Annotated in this window: 21 protein-coding genes and 1 riboswitch; of the genes, 9 read left to right on the top strand and 12 right to left on the bottom strand. The window is 63.0% G+C overall.

All coding sequences use genetic code 11. The annotated features are described in order from the left end of the window. Nucleotides 1-14: 14 nt before the first annotated feature. Nucleotides 15-422, bottom strand: a complete 408-nt coding sequence (locus NMG80_RS20235; RefSeq protein ID WP_254019729.1) for a hypothetical protein — start codon at nt 420-422, stop codon at nt 15-17. 366 nt (nt 423-788) lie between these two features. Then, nucleotides 789-968 carry a hypothetical protein gene (locus tag NMG80_RS20230; RefSeq protein ID WP_077374092.1) on the bottom strand — a complete coding sequence of 60 codons (180 nt, stop codon included), beginning with the start codon at nt 966-968 and terminating at the stop codon, nt 789-791. A gap of 299 nt (nt 969-1,267) precedes the next feature. On the opposite strand from NMG80_RS20230, the gene NMG80_RS20225 reads away from it, so the two are divergent. Further along, complete coding sequence (locus NMG80_RS20225; protein ID WP_254019787.1) at nt 1,268-1,702, top strand: hypothetical protein; 435 nt, start codon at nt 1,268-1,270, stop codon at nt 1,700-1,702. 272 nt (nt 1,703-1,974) lie between these two features. Here the strand turns inward: NMG80_RS20225 and NMG80_RS20220 are convergent, their stop codons facing one another. Continuing rightward, nucleotides 1,975-2,259 (bottom strand): acylphosphatase, encoded by a 285-nt coding sequence (locus NMG80_RS20220; RefSeq protein ID WP_254019728.1) that lies wholly within the window; start codon nt 2,257-2,259, stop codon nt 1,975-1,977. A 163-nt stretch (nt 2,260-2,422) separates the two neighbouring features. Between NMG80_RS20220 and NMG80_RS20215 the strand changes: the two genes are divergently transcribed. Both NMG80_RS20215 and NMG80_RS20210 read left to right on the top strand, forming a co-directional pair. Continuing rightward, nucleotides 2,423-3,235 (top strand): nucleotidyltransferase family protein, encoded by an 813-nt coding sequence (locus NMG80_RS20215; protein ID WP_254019727.1) that lies wholly within the window; start codon nt 2,423-2,425, stop codon nt 3,233-3,235. Next, the gene (locus NMG80_RS20210; RefSeq protein ID WP_254019726.1) at nt 3,228-3,980 is read left to right on the top strand and encodes a metallophosphoesterase family protein; all 753 of its coding nucleotides are present in this window, start codon (nt 3,228-3,230) and stop codon (nt 3,978-3,980) included. The genes NMG80_RS20215 and NMG80_RS20210 overlap by 8 nt, the downstream gene beginning before the upstream one ends. A 15-nt stretch (nt 3,981-3,995) precedes the next feature. Here the strand turns inward: NMG80_RS20210 and NMG80_RS20205 are convergent, their stop codons facing one another. The 5 genes from NMG80_RS20205 to NMG80_RS37065 form a co-directional block, all read right to left on the bottom strand. After that, entirely contained in the window at nt 3,996-5,186 is a 1,191-nt protein-coding gene (locus tag NMG80_RS20205) for an NADH-quinone oxidoreductase subunit D (protein WP_254019725.1), read from the bottom strand. Between the two features lie 85 nt (nt 5,187-5,271). Then, entirely contained in the window at nt 5,272-5,733 is a 462-nt protein-coding gene (locus tag NMG80_RS20200) for a hypothetical protein (RefSeq protein WP_254019724.1), read from the bottom strand. A gap of 163 nt (nt 5,734-5,896) precedes the next feature. After that, the gene (locus tag NMG80_RS20195) at nt 5,897-6,112 is read right to left on the bottom strand and encodes a hypothetical protein (RefSeq protein WP_254019723.1); all 216 of its coding nucleotides are present in this window, start codon (nt 6,110-6,112) and stop codon (nt 5,897-5,899) included. Nucleotides 6,113-6,226: 114 nt separating this feature from the next. Then, on the bottom strand, nt 6,227-7,348 hold the full coding sequence (locus NMG80_RS20190; protein WP_254019722.1) for an NAD(P)/FAD-dependent oxidoreductase: 1,122 nt from the start codon (nt 7,346-7,348) through the stop codon (nt 6,227-6,229). Nucleotides 7,349-7,350: 2 nt separating this feature from the next. Then, complete coding sequence (locus NMG80_RS37065; protein WP_301943377.1) at nt 7,351-7,476, bottom strand: hypothetical protein; 126 nt, start codon at nt 7,474-7,476, stop codon at nt 7,351-7,353. A gap of 144 nt (nt 7,477-7,620) precedes the next feature. Here NMG80_RS37065 and NMG80_RS20185 point away from each other — a divergent pair, with 144 nt between their 5' ends. Beyond that, a complete protein-coding gene (locus NMG80_RS20185; protein ID WP_254019721.1) occupies nt 7,621-8,997 on the top strand; it encodes an aspartate aminotransferase family protein in 1,377 nt (458 codons plus the stop codon). A gap of 443 nt (nt 8,998-9,440) precedes the next feature. Further along, nucleotides 9,441-9,554: riboswitch (TPP riboswitch) on the top strand. After that, the gene (locus tag NMG80_RS20180) at nt 9,545-10,153 is read left to right on the top strand and encodes a Ykof family thiamine-binding protein (RefSeq protein WP_254019720.1); all 609 of its coding nucleotides are present in this window, start codon (nt 9,545-9,547) and stop codon (nt 10,151-10,153) included. (Overlaps the previous riboswitch by 10 nt.) A 153-nt stretch (nt 10,154-10,306) precedes the next feature. Here the strand turns inward: NMG80_RS20180 and NMG80_RS20175 are convergent, their stop codons facing one another. The 4 genes from NMG80_RS20175 to NMG80_RS20160 all read right to left on the bottom strand — a co-directional run bounded on the left by NMG80_RS20175 (nt 10,307) and on the right by NMG80_RS20160 (nt 15,157). Next, the gene (locus NMG80_RS20175) at nt 10,307-11,407 is read right to left on the bottom strand and encodes an alcohol dehydrogenase family protein (protein ID WP_254019719.1); all 1,101 of its coding nucleotides are present in this window, start codon (nt 11,405-11,407) and stop codon (nt 10,307-10,309) included. Nucleotides 11,408-11,416: 9 nt separating this feature from the next. Then, on the bottom strand, nt 11,417-12,796 hold the full coding sequence (locus tag NMG80_RS20170) for an aspartate aminotransferase family protein (protein ID WP_254019718.1): 1,380 nt from the start codon (nt 12,794-12,796) through the stop codon (nt 11,417-11,419). A 53-nt stretch (nt 12,797-12,849) separates the two neighbouring features. Next, nucleotides 12,850-14,343 carry an NAD-dependent succinate-semialdehyde dehydrogenase gene (locus NMG80_RS20165; RefSeq protein WP_254019717.1) on the bottom strand — a complete coding sequence of 498 codons (1,494 nt, stop codon included), beginning with the start codon at nt 14,341-14,343 and terminating at the stop codon, nt 12,850-12,852. A gap of 331 nt (nt 14,344-14,674) precedes the next feature. Further along, nucleotides 14,675-15,157 (bottom strand): Lrp/AsnC family transcriptional regulator, encoded by a 483-nt coding sequence (locus NMG80_RS20160; protein WP_254019786.1) that lies wholly within the window; start codon nt 15,155-15,157, stop codon nt 14,675-14,677. Nucleotides 15,158-15,249: 92 nt separating this feature from the next. On the opposite strand from NMG80_RS20160, the gene ehuR reads away from it, so the two are divergent. The 4 genes from ehuR to ehuC all read left to right on the top strand — a co-directional run bounded on the left by ehuR (nt 15,250) and on the right by ehuC (nt 19,383). Continuing rightward, the gene (gene ehuR, locus NMG80_RS20155) at nt 15,250-16,635 is read left to right on the top strand and encodes a MocR-like ectoine utilization transcription factor EhuR (protein ID WP_254019716.1); all 1,386 of its coding nucleotides are present in this window, start codon (nt 15,250-15,252) and stop codon (nt 16,633-16,635) included. A 121-nt stretch (nt 16,636-16,756) separates the two neighbouring features. Beyond that, entirely contained in the window at nt 16,757-17,542 is a 786-nt protein-coding gene (ehuA, locus tag NMG80_RS20150) for an ectoine/hydroxyectoine ABC transporter ATP-binding protein EhuA (RefSeq protein WP_287238644.1), read from the top strand. A 93-nt stretch (nt 17,543-17,635) separates the two neighbouring features. Continuing rightward, nucleotides 17,636-18,487, top strand: a complete 852-nt coding sequence (gene ehuB, locus NMG80_RS20145) for an ectoine/hydroxyectoine ABC transporter substrate-binding protein EhuB (protein ID WP_254019715.1) — start codon at nt 17,636-17,638, stop codon at nt 18,485-18,487. Nucleotides 18,488-18,723: 236 nt separating this feature from the next. Then, a complete protein-coding gene (ehuC, locus tag NMG80_RS20140) occupies nt 18,724-19,383 on the top strand; it encodes an ectoine/hydroxyectoine ABC transporter permease subunit EhuC (protein ID WP_254019714.1) in 660 nt (219 codons plus the stop codon). Nucleotides 19,384-19,395: the final 12 nt, after the last annotated feature.

The following is a 19,395-nucleotide window of genomic DNA, read 5'->3' as shown; positions in this document are numbered from 1 at the left end:
TACCTGGATCCCGATTACCTGGAAATGGCCCCTGTCCTGACTTGATGTCGCTGGCGCGCATATGCCACGCAGCCGTCTACCGTGCTGACGCAGAGCGCATCGCGGTTATTCGGCAGATTGTTGTCGCCCGCATAGGCCACCTCGGCAACTCGGCCATCGACCATTCGGATTTGCGTGTTGCAGTAGCCGCCCGGATCGACATTGAGCGATCCTCCAACCGTCGGGATCGCACCCACGGCCAAAGTTGGAATCACGACGTTGAGATTGCCGCGTTGAACGGTACGCTGATAGGTCCAGATCTGGCCTGATCCGCCGGCATCGGCGGTGGCAGTCGGAAAGCCGGCGCACATTCGCACGTCCGCCTCGCTTAGCCCGACCATCTCCTTGCGGGCTGCTGCCGCGGTAGCGTCTTCCTTGGTCACATTAGACGTATCGTCAGGCGCGACGCAGGAGGACAGGATCGAACCGCCGGCGGAAACAACAAGAAGACAGACAAGCGTTCGGATGCGAGGAGATATCATACCGACTGTGGAGAATTTGCGCTGGGCCCCGAGATCTAGTTAAGCCAGCCCACAAACGAGTCAACCTGCACAACTTCACGATGTCGTTTGTCGCCCGTCCGACCTTGAGCTGACGGCGCCCCACGCGCACGCGCCGCTATCGTGCGCGACCCTCGGGGTTGGCTTCGCCGCAGAACTCGATGCCTGCAACGATTGGCATTTCGGCCGCGCAATGCGCCGACGCCATCCGGCCTCCATAAGCGTCTCCCGATCGCTTAATCCGATCCGTCAAATGCCGGGATTTTTAGGACCGATTTTCAGCGGCGCATCATTTTCATCCGGATTGGGGACAGGAGCTTCGTCGGGAAGTCTGTCCGGGTCCGGCTCACGCACGGGCTTCGGTTCAGGAAACGGTGGCGGTGTGGGCGCGGGAGTGGGCGTTGGTTCGGGAGTGGGAAGAATGGCCATGGTGTGATTTCCTTCCGCTCGCACTCTGCCTTGGCGGGTCGCCGACGTCGGCTGGGATTTTTGAAACCACCCCGTTTCGATCGGTTTTCGCTCGGGCTGACGCACGCAGAACGACCACGCATGCCTATGGTTCCGACGCGAGCCTGCGATGATCCCGCAGGCATCGGCATTCGTGGCCGGACGGGACCGTCAGAAAAGTGATCGAATGGTCCGCCCATAAGGGCCTTGCCGGCGTCGTGGAGCGCCATAATTTCCATTTTAGGGTGGGACGAACTCACCTGCTGAATAAGGAGGCGGCCGTGAAGCACCAAACACTTGACCAACTGCATACCGTTGCCGACGTTCACGCTGAAGCAACAGACCTCGTAGCGACTCGAAGCCAGCGTCTCGAACGTTGGGCGAAACTGCTGGAGAAAAATCCCGATCGACGTCTCGAAGCGTTGACGGGCACCGAATACAAGTCCCCTGAGATACGCGAGAAAATGCGTTACAACGACTCGCCTCTCACGGTTGCCTTCGAGGACCCGATCTTTCGCGCGCAAGGCTTGAGAGATGACACCTACGGTGAAGCCAGGCGCTTCTTCGAGCTGACCGACTGGCAGCTGCACGAAATCGTCTGCCATTGCCATGTCGGCGCCACGATACGAGCGCGATGGGCTGCCTCTCGCGTCCGTGCGGCAATGTCCGAGCGGTTTGGTTTCTTCGCCTGGCTGCGAGGAATATTCATGCACTGACGCTACGGGCATTCACGCTACGGGCATTCACGCTGCCGGCATTTATGCTACGGGTCGGCATGTTCGGGTGATGGGGCGGCGAAGTGATTTCCACGCCTCGCATCAGTGGTGGTTGATGAGCGGATAGGCCGTTTCGGCGGCGATCCGCCATCGGCGAAGCTCGAACCATAGGTTCGATACCACAGTGTGCGCGGATTTCAGTCGGCGGGCGTCGTGTAGCGGCGATGGACCACTTCCGCACAGCCGCATCGGCGAAGCAGGTACCCCATTTTCTAGCCGATGATTCTGAATCCGTTCGGCTCCTGGCCGGCATCGACGTCTTGGGATGTCACGCTGGCGACCGACGCTCCGGTCGGCCCTTTCCAGAACCGGTTCATCATGGTCGAAACCGCGCCTTCGGCTCCGACGATCAGTGCCGTTACGGATCCATCCTCCTCATTGCGAACCCAGCCCGAAAGACCGAGCCTCTCGGCCTCGGTCCGTGTCCACAGGCGAAACGAGACGCCTTGCACCCTTCCACTCAGTCTGACCCGTACCGCTTTGCGCCCGTCCTCCATGGTCACCTCCGTGCGGCTGGTTTGTTCACACCTTCAACTCACCAGCGGCGAAAAAGGCTCCGCCATCACATTTTACGCATTATGTCGGCAACGGAACCATGCGGCGGCGGCTTTGTTTAAAGACGGACAGCTGCAGGTTGCTGGGCTTCGGAGCCGCGATTTCATGACCAACGATTCTCCAAAGGGAGGCGCCATCCCCGCGTCCGTTCCGACGATCGACGCAAAAGCGGAGCCGACGCTTCGCTACGCCGAGGCCGAGGTGTTCTACACCGAGGCGATCCGCGAACTCAGCGCGACGGACATTCCCTTTCTTGTCGCCGGCACCTACGCGGTGAGCGCCTACACCGGCGTCACGCGCCAGACGAAGGATCTCGACATTTTCTGCAAGGCCGGCGATTACGCCCGCATCCTTGCCCATTTCAAACAGGCCGGTTATGCGGTCGAGATATTGGATGACCGGTGGCTCGGCAAGGTCTTCAAGGGCACGCATTTTTTTGACGTCATATTCGCATCGGCGAACGGAACCATGCCTGTCAGCGACGAGTGGCTGGAGCACGCAAGGCAAATCGATTTGCTGGGCAGCCGGGTGCGGATCGTCGGTCCGACGGAGCTTATCTGGTCCAAGTGCTTCATCCAGGACAGAGGCCGCCATGACGGCGCTGACATCGCTCACACCCTCCTCAAAGCGCAGGATCAGATCGACTGGCACCGGCTCCTTTCCTACCTCGAAGTTCACTGGGAGGTCCTGTTGATGCAGCTTCTGAATTTCCGATGGATCTATCCGAGCGAGCGCGACCATGTTCCCGCCTGGCTGCTCGACGAATTGCTTGACCGGCTCGCCAAGCAGAGGGAGTTGCCTACCCCCCGGATGAAAATCTGCCGCGGGCGCCTGCTTTCGCCGACCGACTACGAGATCGACGTCAAGGAATGGGGCTTTGCCGGCGTCGGCGGAACAGGAGAATTTCGCGATGGCTGAGAGGAACGAAGCAGCCATGGCAACAACCGAGACAGGCCGCACAGTCAGGATTGCGGCTGTTGGCGACCTGCACGTGCAGGAAGACGCCCAGGCCTCCTGTCGTGACCTCTTCCGGGAAATTTCGCGCGAAGCAGACGTTCTCGTGCTCACTGGCGATCTCACCAATCTCGGCAAACCGCGCGAAGCCGAAATCCTCGCGGAGGATTTACGCACCTGCACGATCCCGGTTGTCGCTGTGCTCGGCAACCACGACTATGAATCCGGCGCGGTCGAGGACGTCGCCCACATTCTTCGGCAGGCGGGCGTCCATCTTCTTGACGGCCAGACGACGGAAATCAAGCAGGTCGGCTTTGTCGGCGTGAAGGGTTTCGTTGGCGGTTTTGGATCACGCATGCTCGGCTCCTTCGGCGAGCCGGCGATCAAGGCGATGGTCGCCGAAAGCGTCAGCGAATCGATGCGGCTCGAAAACGCAATGCGGCAGGTCCGCACCGAGCGCACGCTTGTCGTCCTGCACTACGCTCCGGTGGTCGAGACGGTCGCTGGTGAGCCATTGGAGATTTTTCCGTTCCTGGGCTCGTCGCGGCTGGCGGAGACGATCGATCGGTTCAAGGTCAGCGCGGTGGTGCATGGCCACGCGCATCGCGGCGTCTATGAAGGTCGCACGCCGGGCGGCGCCCCGGTGTATAACGTCGCCATGCACGTGGCGAAGCCGACCGGCCGTCCCTACGCCTTGCTCGAAATCTGAACACCCCGCGCCTCGTCAGCGATCGATCTCGCCGAACACGATATCGAGCGACCCGATGATCGCGGCGACATCGGCGATCATGTGCCCTCGCGACAGAAAATCCATCGCCTGCAGATGGGCAAAAGACGGCGCGCGGATCTTGCAGCGATAGGGAGTATTGCTGCCGTTCGAAACCAGATAGACGCCGAACTCGCCCTTCGGCGCCTCCACGGCGGCATAGACCTCTCCGGCGGGCACGCGAACACCCTCGGTGTAGAGTTTGAAATGGTGGATCGTCGCTTCCATCGAGCGTTTCATCGTCGCCCGCGGCGGCGGCGTGATCTTGTGGTTCGGAATTGCCACCGGCCCTTGGCCTTCGGGCGATCGCAATTTCTCCAGGCATTGCTTCATGATCCGCACCGACTGGCGCATTTCCTCCATGCGGACGAGATAGCGGTCGTAACAGTCGCCGTGCTTGCCGACGGGAATGTCAAAATCCATCTCGGGGTAGCATTCATATGGCTGCGTCTTGCGCAAGTCCCATGCTGCGCCCGAGCCGCGCAGCATAGGGCCGGAGAAGCCCCAGGCCCAGGCGTCATCGAGGCCGATCACGCCGACATCGACATTGCGCTGCTTGAAGATGCGGTTTTCCGTGAGCAATTCGTCGAGGTTGCCCCAAACCTTGAGGAACGGATCGCAGAAATTCCAGATATCGTCCAGCAGCTTCTCAGGCAGGTCCTGGTGCACGCCGCCGACCCTGAAATAATTCGCATGCATGCGGGCGCCGGAGGCGCGCTCGTAAAACACCATCAGCTTCTCGCGCTCGGCGAAACCCCAGAGCGGCGGGGTCAGCGCGCCGATATCCATGGCCTGTGTCGTGACGTTGAGGAGATGCGACAAGAGCCGGCCGATTTCGCAAAACAGAACACGGATGAGCTGTCCTCGCTTCGGCACCGATATTTCGAGCAGCTTCTCGGCGGCGAGGCAGAACGCATGCTCCTGGTTCATCGGCGCGACATAGTCGAGCCGGTCGAAGTAGGGCAGGGCCTGCAGATAGTTCTTGTACTCGATCAGTTTCTCCGTGCCGCGGTGGAGCAGGCCGATATGGGGATCGGCGCGGTCGACGATCTCGCCGTCCAGTTCCAGCACCAGCCGCAGCACACCGTGAGCAGAGGGATGCTGCGGCCCGAAGTTGAGGGTGAAGTTGCGAACTGCGGCTTCGACCATGGCGCTGCTCCGCTGTACCGGGTTTCAGGGCCGAAGCCGCGTGCTCCGGCCCGCCACGCCCGAACCACCGATCAGGTCCCGCCAATTACGTGGTTGTCTGGATGATCAGCGTCAGCGTGCCGTCGCCATCGATGTTGGCAGCGACGACCTGCGAGGAATCCAGCCCGTTCGCCGCCAGCGCCGTCGCTGCCTGCGGCGACGCATCGATCGAGCTCTGCAGGGTAAGCAGATCTTCAACGCTGGTCTGGGTGATCACCGCCTCGGCTTGTGTCTTGAGTTCCGGAGGCAAATCCTCGAGGGCGACGATGGCAATGCCAGTAAAGTTCTGGTCGGTGAAATCCTGATCCGGCAAGGCTTGGTCGGGCAAGGCTTGGTCGGGCAGGGCCTGGTCGGGCGGCGTTTGGTCAGGGAGGGTTGGATCGGGCAGGGCTTCCGGGGCCGGGGGTGCGATCTGGGGAAGCTGCGGGTCGGTGGATTGCGCGTGGATCGGCTGCGCCAGGGCCAACCCCGAAAGAGCGGCAATTGTCGTCAACATGCGCATGATCATTCCTTCCGTTCTCCGATTGCTCGAGGAGGATCACTTGGTGACCAGACAACCATCGTGCCGGGTTATGGTTCCCGTCCGTGATGGAGATGGCCGTCGGTGGGGTGGAAACCGACCCGGCGAAGCTCCGCCACCGCGAGGTAGAGCAGCCTGGCGATCATCCTCCTCAGCCGAGATCGCGATCCGCAACGCGCCGTTCGGTGGCGTCGGCGCGGCGCCTGTGGCTGCGGCCGTCGTTGAGAAAGTCGGCGATCCTTGCCGCCGATTTCGCCGAGGCGAAGGTGAGCAGCCGATTGCGATGGACGACGGGCACGCCGGTCTCATTGTCCCAGATCTCGAACCGGCAGCTTGGGTTCGGTATGGCTTCGAAACGGATCTTCATATCGATGGTCCCGGTGATCGACGGACCGAGGTTCTGCGATCCCGGCTTATGGATGGCTTACGGCGTTTGGCATTATGCTTTTGGCAGCGGGCGCGCTCGCGCGGGTCGCCTCGGCTAGCTTGCCTTTGGCGCGAGGCGCTGCGCGACATGGTCGGCGATCGCCAGGCTTGAGGTCAGGCCGGGGCTCTCGATGCCGAACAGATTGACCAGGCCCTCGACGCCGTGCACCGCAGCGTCCTGGATGATGAAGTCGGCATTGGCTTTGCCGGGACCGGAGAGCTTCGGCCGGATGCCGCTATAGGCCGGCTGCAGGCTGCCATCGGCCAGATCCGGCCAGTATTTGCGGATCTGGTCGTAGAAGCGCTCGCCACGCGTTGGATCGACGCGATAGTCGAGTGTCTTGGTCCATTCGACGTCAGGCCCGAAGCGGGCGACGCCATCGAGGTCGAGCGTCAGATGGACGCCGAGCCCGCCGGGTTCGGGCACGGGATAGACCAGCCGCGAGAACGGCGCCCGGCCGGCGACCGAGAAATAATTGCCCTTGGCATAGCGAAGTCCTGGCACGAATTGTGGGTCGAGCCCGTCAAGCGAGCCGGCAAGTGCCGTGGCGCCAAGCCCGGCGGCGTTGATGAAGCGCGTGGTGGCGATTTCAAAGCGCTCGCCGCTGGTGCTGTCGACCGTGTCGAGCGCGATGCGCCCGCCCTCGATGCGGCCGGCAACGATGCGGGTGTTGAGGCTGAGCGCCGCCCCGTGCTCCTCGGCGTCGCCCAGCAGCGCAAGCATCAGGGCGTGGCTGTCGATGATGCCGGTGGCGGGAGACAGCAGCGCCGCCGTGCAGCGCAGCTTCGGCTCCAGCGCAAGCGCCTCAGCTTGGCTCAACGGCACCAGATCGCCCGCGCCGCTAGCAGCGGCATTGGCCAGAATCGAAGCGAGCACTGGTTCCTGTTCGGTATTCGTGGCGACGATGAGCTTGCCGCAGCGCGCATGCGGCACCGCCCGCTCCTGGCAATAACGGTAGAGCATTTCGCGGCCTGCCACGCAGAGCCGGGCCTTCAGCGATCCGGCCGGATAGTGGATGCCGGCATGGATGACCTCGGAATTACGCGAGCTAATCCCGGTGCCGATGGCGTTCTCGGCCTCGAGGATCAGGGTGTCCATGCCGCGCTGCGCCGTCTCTCGCGCGATCGCGAGGCCGATGACGCCGGCGCCGCCGACGATGCAGTCGACATGGTCCACGATCAGGCCACCTCAGCCTTGTTGTTGTGCCTGCTGGTGACCCGTTCGGGGATCAAGTCTTGGCCACGCGCAACGTCGGCTTGGCGCAGGTTCTCGCGTTCCGCAGCCTCGAAGCTGAAATTCTGCATGTCTTCCGTCCATCCGCCGGCCCTTCCAAAAGGGCTTGACACCCTTACAAGAAACGGATGCACCAAACAGCATTAATCCAGAGGCCGATGCGCGCGCCGAACGGCGGCAGGACGCACGTCCCGGCATGCAGGACAGGAGCCATCATGGACGCTCGACCGAATTCTCCCGAAGCCCGCGACATCAGCTACCACATGCACGGCTACACCAATGCCCGCAAGCATGAAGAGGCAGGGCCGCTCGTCATCGAGAAAGGCGACGGCATCTATGTCGAGGATCTCGCCGGCAACCGCTATATCGAGGCGATGGCCGGGCTTTGGAGCGTCGCCGTCGGTTTCTCCGAGAAGCGGCTGGTCGACGCTGCGGTGCGCCAGATGTCCAAGTTGCCTTACTATCACGACTTCGGTTCCAAATCGCATTCGCCGCTGATCGATCTCGCCGAGAAGCTGGTGCAGATGGCGCCGGTGCCGATGAGCAAGGCGTATTTCACCAATTCCGGCTCCGAGGCCAACGATACGGCCATGAAGATGATCTGGTACCGGTCGAACGCGCTCGGCCAGCCGGCGCGCAAGAAGATCATCAGCCGCATCCGCGGCTATCACGGCGTCACCATTGCCTCGGCAAGCCTGACCGGGCTGCCCAACAACCACAATTCCTTCGACCTGCCGATCGGCAACGTGCTGCACACCTCGACGCCGCACCACTGGCGCGAGGCGCTGCCAAATGAGAGCGAAGGAGAGTTTTCGAGCCGGCTTGCCGACGATCTGGAAAAGCTGATCCTGGCAGAAGGACCGGAAACCATCGCTGCCTTCTTCGGCGAGCCGATCATGGGCGCCGGCGGCGTCATCGTTCCGCCGGCCGGCTATTGGGAGAAGATCCAGGCGGTGCTGTCGAAATACGACATTCTGCTCGTTGCCGACGAGGTGATCTGCGGCTTTGGCCGAACCGGCGAAATGTTCGGCTCGCAGACCTTCGGGATCAGGCCGGACATCATGGTGCTGTCGAAGCAGATCTCTTCGTCCTACCTGCCGATCTCGGCGCTGCTGATCAACGAGAAGGTTTTCGGGCCGATTGCCGACGAAAGCAATCGCATCGGCACCTTCGGCCACGGCTTCACCGGCGGCGGCCATCCCGTTGCGGCCGCGGTCGCGCTGGAGAACCTGAAGCTGATCGAGGAGCGCGATCTCGTCGGCAATGCGCGCAGGGTCGGCGCGCATATGCAGGAGCGGCTGCGCAAGTTCGCTTCGCACCCGCTTGTCGGCGAGGTGCGCGGCGTCGGCCTGATCGCGGCGGTCGAACTGGTCGGCGACAAGGCGAACAAGACGCCGTGGGAGACGGCCGGCGCGCTGGGCGGGCTCGTCAACGGTTTTATGCAGCAGAACGGCGTCATCTCCCGCAACATGGGCGACGCGCTGGCCTTCTGCCCGCCGCTCATCATCACCGAGCCTCAGGTCGATCAGGTGATCGAGGCGTTCGAAAGATCGCTCGAAGCCGCCGCCGGGCAGGTCGGATCACCGAGTTGAACAGGGCAGCGAAACAAAGAGGCTGAATGGGCGCTGGTGATTGGCGAAAGCCAAGGCGACATCCAATCTCCCCCCTTGCGGGGACCTTGCGGGGGAGATCTCCGGCAGGACAGAGGGGGATAGCGGCTTCATTCCAGCTTGGGTTCCTCGCCCCCACCAGAGTGGGGGAGAGGTGGCTCGGCGAAGCCGAGACGGAGAGGGGGAACCGCGCCCTACGAAAGCCCCCTCTCCGGCCGCTTCGCGGCCACCTCTCCCCCGCTTCGCGGGAGCGAGGAACCCAAGTCTTGAGAGGCTCGAGGGACAGCACCCCCCTCTGCCTGCCGGCATCTCCCCCGCAAGGGGGGAGATCGGCAGCTTCGCTGACGGCGCCAGCTCGGCAATTGGTTTGGAACGATTGCCCTTGGACCGTACTTGAACATCCACCGCGCCGGTGCTACTTCCAGCCAAATCGACAGGGGCGCTCCGTAATTGCCGGGGCTGAGATGGAAGGTGCCAAGCCTTCGGTCCCTCAAGCTGATCTGGGTAATGCCAGCGGAGCGAGGCGAGTATGTTTTCAGGTGCACAGATTTCCCTGTATGCGATGTGCGACGATTTCGTCGGCGTCATCCTTAGGGCGCTTTCGGCGATTGACCCCTATCGTCCCAATTTCCGCATCGAAACCGACGACATTTCGACGCTGATCGTCGGCCCGCCGGAACAGCTTTTCCCGGCGATGCGCGATCTGTTCGCCTCTGCGGCGGCAAGTGGCGTGCATTGCGTTCTGTCGGCGACGGTGTCGCGCGGCTGCCCCGGCGAGCCCGACGATCCGATCTGCACACCGATTTCCGGCAGCAGCCACGACCTGTCCCTTGCCCAGCGCATCGGCGTGGCGCGGGCGCATGTCGACAGTGCGAAAAAGCTCGGACAAGAGGTCGCCGCGCAGTTCTCGCTCTATCCGCTCGGCGAGGGCCATCACATGGACGAGATCTACGGCTGCATCGACTTTCTCAAGACTTCCGGCGTCTTCGACAGGTCGAAGAATTTCTGCACCAAGCTGAGAGGCGACAGCGGACCGGTGTTTGCGACGCTGTCTGAAGCCTTCCTTCGCTTCGGCGCGCCGCAAGGCCATGTCGCGCTCGATTTTACCGTGTCCGCAAACAGCCCGAGCCCTTGTTAGGCATGTCGATATTCAGGTGATGCCGGCCTGCGAACCGCGGTCTCCTGCGCTTCCGGTACTCACGTACCAAAAGTACGCTCCGTTCCGGTTCTCGGAGCCCGCCATTCTCGGCTCGGCCTGACCTGAATCTCAACACGCCTAGGTTCCTTCATCTTATTGGAAATCCGAAACGGCGTCCGGAACGACCACCAGCTTGCCGACAAAGTCCTTGGCGATGAAATCCGCCTGGGCGCGATGGAAATCGGACAGCTTGTAGACCCCGCCGACCAGCGGCCGGATCTTCTTGTCCTCGATGTAGCGGACGATACGGCGGAAATCGTGTCGCGTGCCCTGGCTGGAGCCGTGCAACTGCAATTGCTTGAGGTACATGGTGCGCAGATCGAGCTGCACGACCGGACCGGCAATCGCGCCGGCGGTGGTGTAGCGGCCTTCGGGCCGAAGGATGCGCAACAGGTCGTTGAAGATCGCACCGCCGACGAGGTCGGCAACCACGTCGATCGGCTGGCCGCCGGTCGCGTCGTTGACGGCGGCGGGCAGATCGGCGACGCCACGGGTGATCACCGCCTCGGCGCCGACGTCGAGCACCGCCTGTTCCTTGCCCTTGCCAACGACGGCATAGGGAATGGCGCCGCGCGCCCGCGCCAACTGCACGATGCCGGAGCCGACGCCGCCCGAGGCGCCGGTGACCAGCACGCGCTCGCCGGCCTTCAGGCCAGCACGTTCCAGCATCTGTTCGCCGGTGAGATAGGCGCAGCAAAACGTGGCGAGTTCGACGTCGGTCAGGTCGGTGGCGACGACATGGGCATTCTCGGCCGGGACGGCCTGGTACTCGGCATAGCCGCCGTCGCGGCCGTGGCCCATATAGTCGATGTCTGCGAGTGAATCATCGTCGCGGTTGTAGATGGAGAAGTCGACCATCACCCGCTCGCCGATGCGGGCCGAAGAAACACCCTCGCCGACGGCAACGATGTTGCCGACCGTGTCGGTGCCTTGGATACGCGGGAAGGTCAGCGTATTGCCCTGACGCCGCCAGGTCGATACCGCGGCAGCATCTTCTTCGGTGCCATAGGCGCCCTGGCGCACCCAGACATCGGTGTTGTTCATGCCGCACGCCGTGACCTTCACCAGAACCTCGCCCGTGGCGGGCGAGGGCACTTTCGCATCGGTGCGATAGACAAGTTTTTCTGGTCCGCCGTGGCCGATCAGCTGCACGGCGGCCATGGTGGCGGGGAGGGGTTTGGTTATGGCTTTCATTTCGGTTCTTCAGAGATTGGCAAACACGCTGTTCACCGCATCGGCCGTCTTCGACACGACGATATCAGCCTCTTCGCGCGTCAGGCAGAGCGGTGGCGCGAAGCCTAGGATGTCGCCCTGCGGCATGGCGCGGCCGATGACGCCGCACTCGGCAAGGGCGGTCGCGACCTGCGGCCCGATTTTTTGCGAGGCATCGAAGAACACGCGGTCGTTCCGGTCGGCGACGAACTCGATTGCGGCCAGCATGCCGTCGCCGCGCACCTCGCCGACATTTTTGTGGCCGCCGACGGCTTTCGCCAGTTCGGCGCGGAAATAGGCGCCGGTCTCGCCGGCGTTGGTCACCAGGTCCATCTCGTCGATCAGTTCCAGGTTGGCGACACCGGCGGCGACGCAGATCGGATGCGCCGAATAGGTCCAGCCATGGCCTATGCTGCCGAGTTTGTCGGAACCCTGGACCAGCACCTGCCAGACCTTGTCCGAGACGATGACACCCGACAGCGGCGCATAGGCCGAGGTCAGGCCCTTGGCGATGGTGATCAGGTCGGGCTTGATGCCGTAATGGTCGGAGCCGAACATGGTGCCCAGCCGGCCGAAGCCGGTGACCACTTCGTCGGCGACCAGCAGCACATCGTATTTCTTCAGAACCGTCTGGATCTTTTCCCAGTAGAGAGCGGGCGGCGGCACGATGCCGCCGGTGCCGAGGATCGGCTCGCCGATGAAGGCGGCGACCGTGTCCGGGCCCTCAGCCAGGATCATTTCTTCGAGCTTATCGGCGCAGTGTTGGGAAAACTGTTCCTCGCTCATCGAGCGGTCGGCGCGGCGGAAATAGTAGGGCGCCTCGGTGTGCAGGATCGGCGCACGCGGCAGGTCGAAGGCGTTGTGGAACAGGTCGAGCCCGGTCAACGAGCCGGTCATGACGCCGGAGCCGTGATAGCCGCGCCAGCGCGAGATGATCTTCTTCTTCTCGGGACGGCCGAGCACGTTGTTGTAGTACCAGATCAGCTTGATGTTGGTTTCGTTGGCGTCGGAACCAGAGAGGCCGAAATAGACCCTCGACATGCCTTGCGGGGCGCGATCGATGATCATCTTGGAAAGCGTGATCGACGCCTCGGTGCCGTGGCCGACATAGGCATGATAATAGGCGAGGTTCCTGGCCTGGGCGGCGATGGCGTCTGATATCTTCTGGCGGCCATAGCCGACATTGACGCAATAAAGGCCGGCAAAGGCATCGATGCTCTTGCGGCCGCTATTGTCCCAGATGGTGACGCCTTCGCCGCCGGCGATGATGCGGGTTGGCGATTCACCCCGTGCATGCGTGCCCATATGGGTCGAGGGATGGAAGAAGTGGTCGCGGTCCCAGGCGGCGAGTTCGTTGGACTGGTCGAGCATTTTTTTACTCCTGAGGAAAAGTATCGGGCGCGGTTCTCGGGCGTCACTACTACCTAGGCCACATCCAGGCAGAGATATCTAAGATCGGTAAAGGCTTCGAGCCCGTGGCGCGAGCCCTCGCGGCCGATGCCGGACTGTTTGACGCCGCCGAACGGGATCGGCGCGCCGGTGATCTTGACGCGGTTGATGGCGACCATACCGTAATCGAGCGTACGGCCCATGCGCAATTGGCGGCCGCCGTTCTCGGTGACGACATAGGCGACGAGGCCGTATTCGGTGGCGTTGGCGCGGGCGATGACCTCGTCTTCGCTGTCGAAGGGCGTCACCGCGGCGACCGGACCAAAAGTTTCCTCGCGCATGATCAGCGCGTCGTCGGTGACATCGGCCAGCAGGGTCGGCCGGTAGAACAGCGGCCCGGCCGGATGTCTGCCGCCGCCGGTTAGGCAGCGCGCGCCACGGGCTAGCGCATCGGCAACCTGCTCCTCGACCTTCTTGACGCCGCGCTCGTGCATCAACGGCCCGATGTCGGTGTCATCGGCCAGGCCATTGCCTGTCCGCAACCCCTCGATTCGCCTGGCGAAGGCGGCGCAGAAACGATCGTAGATCGGACGCTGGACATAGATGCGGTTGGCGGCAAGGCAATCCTGGCCGGACGTGGCGAATTTGGCATCGATGGCGATGGTCACAGCCTTGTCGAGATCGGCGTCGGCAAAGACGATCAGCGGCGCATGACCGCCAAGCTCCATGACCAGCCACTTCATCGTCGGCGCACTTTGCGCAGCGATCAGCCTGCCGATCTCGGTCGAGCCGGTGAAGCTCATGGCCCGGACGCGAGCGTCTTCGCACATTCGCCCAACGATGGTCGAAGCCTTGCCGGTGAGAACGTTGAAGACGCCTGCCGGCAGGCCGGCGCGTTCGCCAAGCTCGGCCAGCGCCAGTGCCGACAGCGGCGTTTCCGACGAAGGGTGCGCCACGATCGTGCAGCCGGCGGCAAGGGCGGCCGCCGCCTTGCGGGTCAGCATGGCCGCGGGAAAATTCCACGGGGTGACAACGCCGACGACGCCGAGCGGTTCGCGCCGCACCATCATCTCGGCGTTTGGCAAGTGGCTGGTGACGCTTTCGGCGTTGAGGCGTTTTGCCTCCTCGGCATACCACTCGACGAAGGAGGCGGCGTAGTCGATCTCGCCAAGCGCTTCCCTAAGGGGCTTGCCCTGTTCGAGCGTCATCAGCAGCGCCAGATCATCTTTGGCGGCGATGATCAGATCGAACCATTTTCGCAGGATTCTTGCGCGTTCTTGTGGGAGAGCCGCGCGCCAGGCGGGAAAGGCACGCGACGCAGCGTCGATCGCCTTGCTGGTCTGCCTGCTGTCGAGCCCGGCAACCCAGGCAACAGTGGCGCCCGTGCCAGGGTCGGTCACTTCAAAACTCTCGGCCGCCTCACTCGCCGTCCAGTGGCCGTCGACATAGGCGAGTTCGCGCAGCAGCCGGCGGTCGGCGAGCCGGTCAAGCGCTTCGTGGCGGTGTGGGCGGGCAAAATGCGCGGACATTTTTGAGGTCTCCCGGTTCGCAGTGATACGGAGAGACTATGCGCGCGGCCTGGACAGAGAGGCTGTTTCGGCGCCCACGCGTAGAGAGATTGTCTCTATTGGGCTGCTCGGGCAGACAATCTGTCCAGCTTTAAGCTAGGCTATCGCATCGAGGAAGTGCCCCCCCTCACCCGGATTGCCAACAGAATTGCAAAGGGCAATTCGGGGCAATCCGACCTCTCCCCGAGGGGAGAGGAGATTGCCAGCGCCGGCGCCAGTCTCTTCTCCCCGCCGGGGAGAAGGTGGCCGCGAAGCGGCCGGATGAGGGGGCTCTTTGCGATTTGCTCAGGCCTCACGTTGACACCGGCAACAGATCCGCCACCGGCAAGGCGACCTCCTCCTTCACCGTCTTGGTGACGATGTAGGTGAAATAGCGGTCGATGCCGATCTCGCGTTCGAGCAGGGCGTCGACCAACCGCTGGTAGGCGTCGATGTCGCGTGCCATCACTTTCAGCAAATAGTCGACGCCGCCGCCCACCGACCAGCAGGCGACGATTTCAGGGACGTCGCGGATGACGCGCTCGAAACGGTCGAAATCGGCCTGGCGGTGGCTGGCCAGCGTCACCTCCATCAGTACGGTGGCGACCGGCGCAACGGCGCGCATTGCAACCCTGGCGTGATAGCCGGAGACGATGCCGGCCTTTTCCAGCTTGCGCAACCGCATCCAGCACGGCGTCGGCGACAGGCCGACCTTGTCGGCGAGCGCCAGCTTGGTGATGCGGCCGTCGCGCTGGACCGCGTCGAGGATTTTCAGGTCTATCTGATCCAGTTTCAATGCGGCCATGAGCGTCCACTTTTTCGTCCCCGACACCATGACGGCGCATTATTTCGATTGTCAATTGCACTGATTTCGATCTCTAATATGTCATGACATTGTGGCGTCCAGATCCCGCGCTCATCCGGCGGCCGGCCTATCAATCGCTCGCCGACCAGTTCGCGCGCGCCATTCATGATGGGCGGCTGGCAATCGGCGCGCGGCTGCCGACGCATCGCCGGCTGGCCGACGATTTGAAGCTTTCGGTACAGACAGTCAGCCGCGCCTATGAGGAACTGATCCGCCGGGGCCTGGTCTCCGGCGAGATCGGCCGCGGCAGCTTCGTGCAGACGCAGCGCCGCGAGCCGGAGCCGCCCTATCTGCCGGAACGCCTTGGCGAGGTCATCGACCTGTCGATCCTGAAGCCGGTCTGCGAGCCGATGCATCTGGAGCGGCTGAAGCAGGCGCTGGGCTGGCTCGCCGAGAACCTGCCGTCGACCTCGGCGCTGTCGTTCCGGCCGAACATGGTGTTCCCGCGCCACCGTGCGGTGGCGGTCGAATGGCTGCGGCTGTGCGGTCTCGATGTTTCCGCGCAGAATGTCAGCCTGACCAACGGCGCCACCGCCGGGATGACGGTGGCGCTGATGAGCGTGGCGCCTCCCGGTTCGACCGTCGCCACCGAGGCGATCGGCCATCACACGCTGATCCCGCTGGCGCGCTATCTCGGCTTCAACCTCGAGGGCCTGCCGATCGATGACAACGGCCTGATCCCGGAGGCGCTCGACGAGGCGTGTCGGCTTTCCGACATCCGCGCCGTGTTCGTGCAGCCCTCGGTGATCAACCCGACTGCAACATTGATGAATACCGCGCGGCGCGAGCAGATCGCTGCGGTGGCGCGCAGGCACGACATCGCCATCATCGAGAACGATGTGCTCGGGCCGCTGGTCGAAGACCGGCCGCCGCCGGTCGCCGCCTTCGCGTCCGAGCGCACGCTCTACGTCACCTCCTTCACCAAGATCGTGGTGCCAGGCCTGCGCATCGGTTATCTCGCGGCGCCCGACCGCTATGTCGCTGCCGTCGCCAATCGGCATCTCGTCTCCAACTGGATGGCGACGCCGATGGTGGCTGAGATTGCGACAAAATGGGTGACCGACGGCACGGCAATGGAACTCGTAAGCTGGCAACGGTCGGCGCTGCGGCGGCGGCAGGAGATTGCCGCCCAGGTGCTTGACGGGGTCGACTACCGCGTCCATCGCGACGGACTGCATCTGTGGCTGCAGCTGCCCGGCGACCGCGCCGAGGAGGGCTTCGTCTCACAGGCCCGCCTGCAGGGCGTGGCGATCGCACCAGGCACATCGTTCCGCATCTCGGCGGCGCCCTGGCAACCGGCAGTGCGCATCTCGCTGGGCTCGACAACCGAGGGGGAACTGCGCGCCGGCCTCAGCGTTGTCACCAAACTTCTGCTCGGCGATCCGGAGCATCTCCTGCTGGCGATCTAGGCAGACATTGCCGCGAAATTCTCGGAGCCAGAAACATTGTCATGAGTTTATTTTCCTGATTGACATGATTTGGCGCGTTCCGCATCGTTGAAGCTATCAGCTTCTCAGCACGGGGAATTCATTGTCCGCGCCCATCATCAAGATCGACGCCATTTCGAAAAGCTTCGGTACCTTCAAGGTGCTGGACGGCCTGTCGATGCAGGTCATGCCGCGCGAGAAGCTGGCGCTGATCGGCCCATCCGGATCGGGCAAGACGACGATCCTGCGCATCCTGATGACGCTGGAGCGGATCGACAGCGGCCACATCCAGATCGACGGCGAGCAGCTTTACCACATGGAGCGCAACGGCCAGTTGCTGCCCGCCGACGAGCGGCATCTGGCAAGAATGCGCCAGAAGATCGGCATGGTCTTCCAGCTGTTCAACCTGTTTCCCCACAAGAGCGTCATCGACAACGTCACACTGGCGCCGATCTTGACCAAGGGCATGCCCCGCGCCGCCGCCGAAAAACGGGCGATGGAACTGCTCGACATGGTCGGCATGGCCGACAAGGCGAAAGCGATGCCGGCGCAGCTTTCCGGCGGGCAGAAGCAGCGCGTTGCCATCGCTCGCGCCTTGGCGCTGCAGCCCAGGATCATGCTGTTTGACGAGGTGACATCGGCGCTCGATCCGGAACTGGTCGAGGAGGTGCTGAATGTTTTGTGGCGGCTCTGCTCCGAGACCGACATGACCATGCTGCTGGTCACCCACGAAATGGGTTTTGCCCATGATTTCGCCGACCGGGTTTTGTTCTTCGACCGCGGCAAGATTGTCGAAGAAGGCAAGCCCGACGAGATTTTCCGCAATCCCAAGCAGGAGCGCACGCAAGGCTTCCTGAAGAAGATCATCGCGGCCGGACATCGCGTCTGACCGCCATGTCAGAGGCGGCAACGCCGTCCTCAAGGGGCGGCGAAGCCGTCTCGACCAAAGCGAACCAAGAAGAGAAGCAAGGAGTTGGGAACAATGAAGAAACTTGGCATTCTGGCCGGCATGGCCGGTGTTGCACTTACCGCAATTCTGGCCGCTTCGACCGCGGGATCGGCCGATGACAGCAAGCTCGAAGAGCTCAAGGCACAGGGCTTCGCCCGTGTCGCCATCGCCAATGAACCGCCCTATACGGCGGTTGCGGCTGACGGCAAGGTTTCGGGTGCGGCGCCCGACGTGGCCCGTGAAATCTTCAAGCGTCTTGGTGTCAACGACATCGTCGCCTCGATCTCGGAATATGGCGCGATGATCCCCGGCCTGCAGGCCGGCCGTTTCGATGTCGTCACCGCCGGCCTGTTCATGAAACCGGAGCGCTGCGCGGCGGTCGCTTATTCGGAGCCGGTGCTGTGCGACGCCGAGGCCATGCTGGTGAAGAAGGGCAACCCGAAGGGCTTCAAGAGCTATGAGGATGTCGCCAAGGATGCCACCGCAACGATCGGGGCGCCGGGCGGCGGCACCGAGGAGAAGCTGGCGCTCACTGCCGGCGTGCCGCGTGACCGCGTCATCGTCGTGCCGGACGGCCAGAGCGGCCTGAAGATGCTGCAGGACGGCCGCATCGATGCCTATTCGCTGCCGGTGCTGTCGATCAACGATCTGGTCAAGAAGGCCAATGATCCGAACCTCGAAGTCGTCGCCCCGGTGGTCGGCGCGCCGGTCTATTGCGACGGCGCGGCGTTCAAGAAGGGCGATGAGGCTCTGCGCGACGCCTATGACGTCGAACTGGCCAAGCTGAAGGAGTCCGGCGAATTCGCCAAGATCATCGAGCCCTACGGCTTCTCGGCAGCGGCAGCGATGTCGACGACGCGCGATAAGCTCTGCTCGGCAAAGTAGCCACCTCTTTCCTTCTCCCCGTTCACGGGGAGAAGGTGGCCCGAATGCATGCCGCCCAAAAGTGCGCAGCGGTTTTGGGCGGCATGCATAAACAAGACTGGATGAGGGGCAGCACAAAGTTCTGCGAAGCTGGCACTGCCCCTCATCTGCCTACCGGCACCTTCTCCCCGTGAACGGGGAGAAGGGGCCAGGACTACCGCCTCGCACAACTGTAAATGTTGGAAACTCTTGATTTCATGACCCAATGGTCCGGCTATTTCGGCCTGATATTGCAGGGAGCGCTTGTTACCATCGAGCTGACGCTGATGGGGTCGGTGCTTGCCCTGATCATGGCCTTTCTCGCCGGGCTGGGGCGGCTGTCGCGTTTTTTCGCCATTCGGGCGCTGGCCACCGCCTATATCGAATTCTTCCGCGGCACCTCGATCTTCGTTCAGCTGTTCTGGGCCTATTTCGTGCTGCCGTTCGTCGGCATTTCGCTGACGCCGCTGCAGGCCGGCGTGCTGGCGCTTGGCCTCAATGTCGGCGCCTATGGCGCGGAGGTGGTGCGCGGCGCCATCCAGTCGATCGGCCGCGAACAGTACGAGGCCTGCACCGCGCTCAATCTCGGCCGCTGGCAAGCCATGCGCCATGTCATCCTGCCGCAGGCGCTGCTGGTCATGCTGCCGACCTTCGGCAACAATGCCATCGAATTGCTCAAGGCCACCGCAGTGGTTTCGCTGATCTCGCTCACCGACCTGACCTTCCAAGCCCAGGTGGTGCGCTCGCAGACCGGCAACACGCTGGTGCCGTTCACCACCATTCTCGTCATCTATTTCGCCCTTGCGCTGATCATTTCCTGGGGCGTGCGTTCGCTGGAACGCCGCATGGCGCGCGGCCTCGATGGGGTGCGCGTCTGATGGATCGGGCCT

Origin of the sequence: Mesorhizobium escarrei (genome assembly GCF_935825525.1) — a bacterium.
Classification (GTDB): Bacteria; Pseudomonadota; Alphaproteobacteria; order Rhizobiales; family Rhizobiaceae; genus Mesorhizobium; species Mesorhizobium escarrei.
Note: the sequence above shows the minus strand (reverse complement) of the source record. Positions and strands in the feature narration are given on the sequence as shown.

Bases quoted from the DNA above. Each gene is read 5' to 3' on its own strand.
- NMG80_RS20185 (WP_254019721.1), top strand. From the start codon at position 7,621: ATGGACGCTCGACCGAATTCTCCCGAAGCCCGCGACATCAGCTACCAC.
- NMG80_RS20195 (WP_254019723.1), bottom strand. From the start codon at position 6,112: ATGAAGATCCGTTTCGAAGCCATACCGAACCCAAGCTGCCGGTTCGAG.
- NMG80_RS20200 (WP_254019724.1), bottom strand. From the start codon at position 5,733: ATGATCATGCGCATGTTGACGACAATTGCCGCTCTTTCGGGGTTGGCC.
- ehuR (WP_254019716.1), top strand. From the start codon at position 15,250: ATGACATTGTGGCGTCCAGATCCCGCGCTCATCCGGCGGCCGGCCTAT.
- NMG80_RS37065 (WP_301943377.1), bottom strand. From the start codon at position 7,476: ATGCAGAATTTCAGCTTCGAGGCTGCGGAACGCGAGAACCTGCGCCAA.
- NMG80_RS20230 (WP_077374092.1), bottom strand. From the start codon at position 968: ATGGCCATTCTTCCCACTCCCGAACCAACGCCCACTCCCGCGCCCACA.
- NMG80_RS20170 (WP_254019718.1), bottom strand. From the start codon at position 12,796: ATGCTCGACCAGTCCAACGAACTCGCCGCCTGGGACCGCGACCACTTC.
- NMG80_RS20180 (WP_254019720.1), top strand. From the start codon at position 9,545: ATGTTTTCAGGTGCACAGATTTCCCTGTATGCGATGTGCGACGATTTC.
- ehuB (WP_254019715.1), top strand. From the start codon at position 17,636: ATGAAGAAACTTGGCATTCTGGCCGGCATGGCCGGTGTTGCACTTACC.
- NMG80_RS20210 (WP_254019726.1), top strand. From the start codon at position 3,228: ATGGCTGAGAGGAACGAAGCAGCCATGGCAACAACCGAGACAGGCCGC.
- NMG80_RS20205 (WP_254019725.1), bottom strand. From the start codon at position 5,186: ATGGTCGAAGCCGCAGTTCGCAACTTCACCCTCAACTTCGGGCCGCAG.
- NMG80_RS20175 (WP_254019719.1), bottom strand. From the start codon at position 11,407: ATGAAAGCCATAACCAAACCCCTCCCCGCCACCATGGCCGCCGTGCAG.
- NMG80_RS20215 (WP_254019727.1), top strand. From the start codon at position 2,423: ATGACCAACGATTCTCCAAAGGGAGGCGCCATCCCCGCGTCCGTTCCG.
- NMG80_RS20165 (WP_254019717.1), bottom strand. From the start codon at position 14,343: ATGTCCGCGCATTTTGCCCGCCCACACCGCCACGAAGCGCTTGACCGG.
- NMG80_RS20220 (WP_254019728.1), bottom strand. From the start codon at position 2,259: ATGGAGGACGGGCGCAAAGCGGTACGGGTCAGACTGAGTGGAAGGGTG.
- ehuC (WP_254019714.1), top strand. From the start codon at position 18,724: ATGACCCAATGGTCCGGCTATTTCGGCCTGATATTGCAGGGAGCGCTT.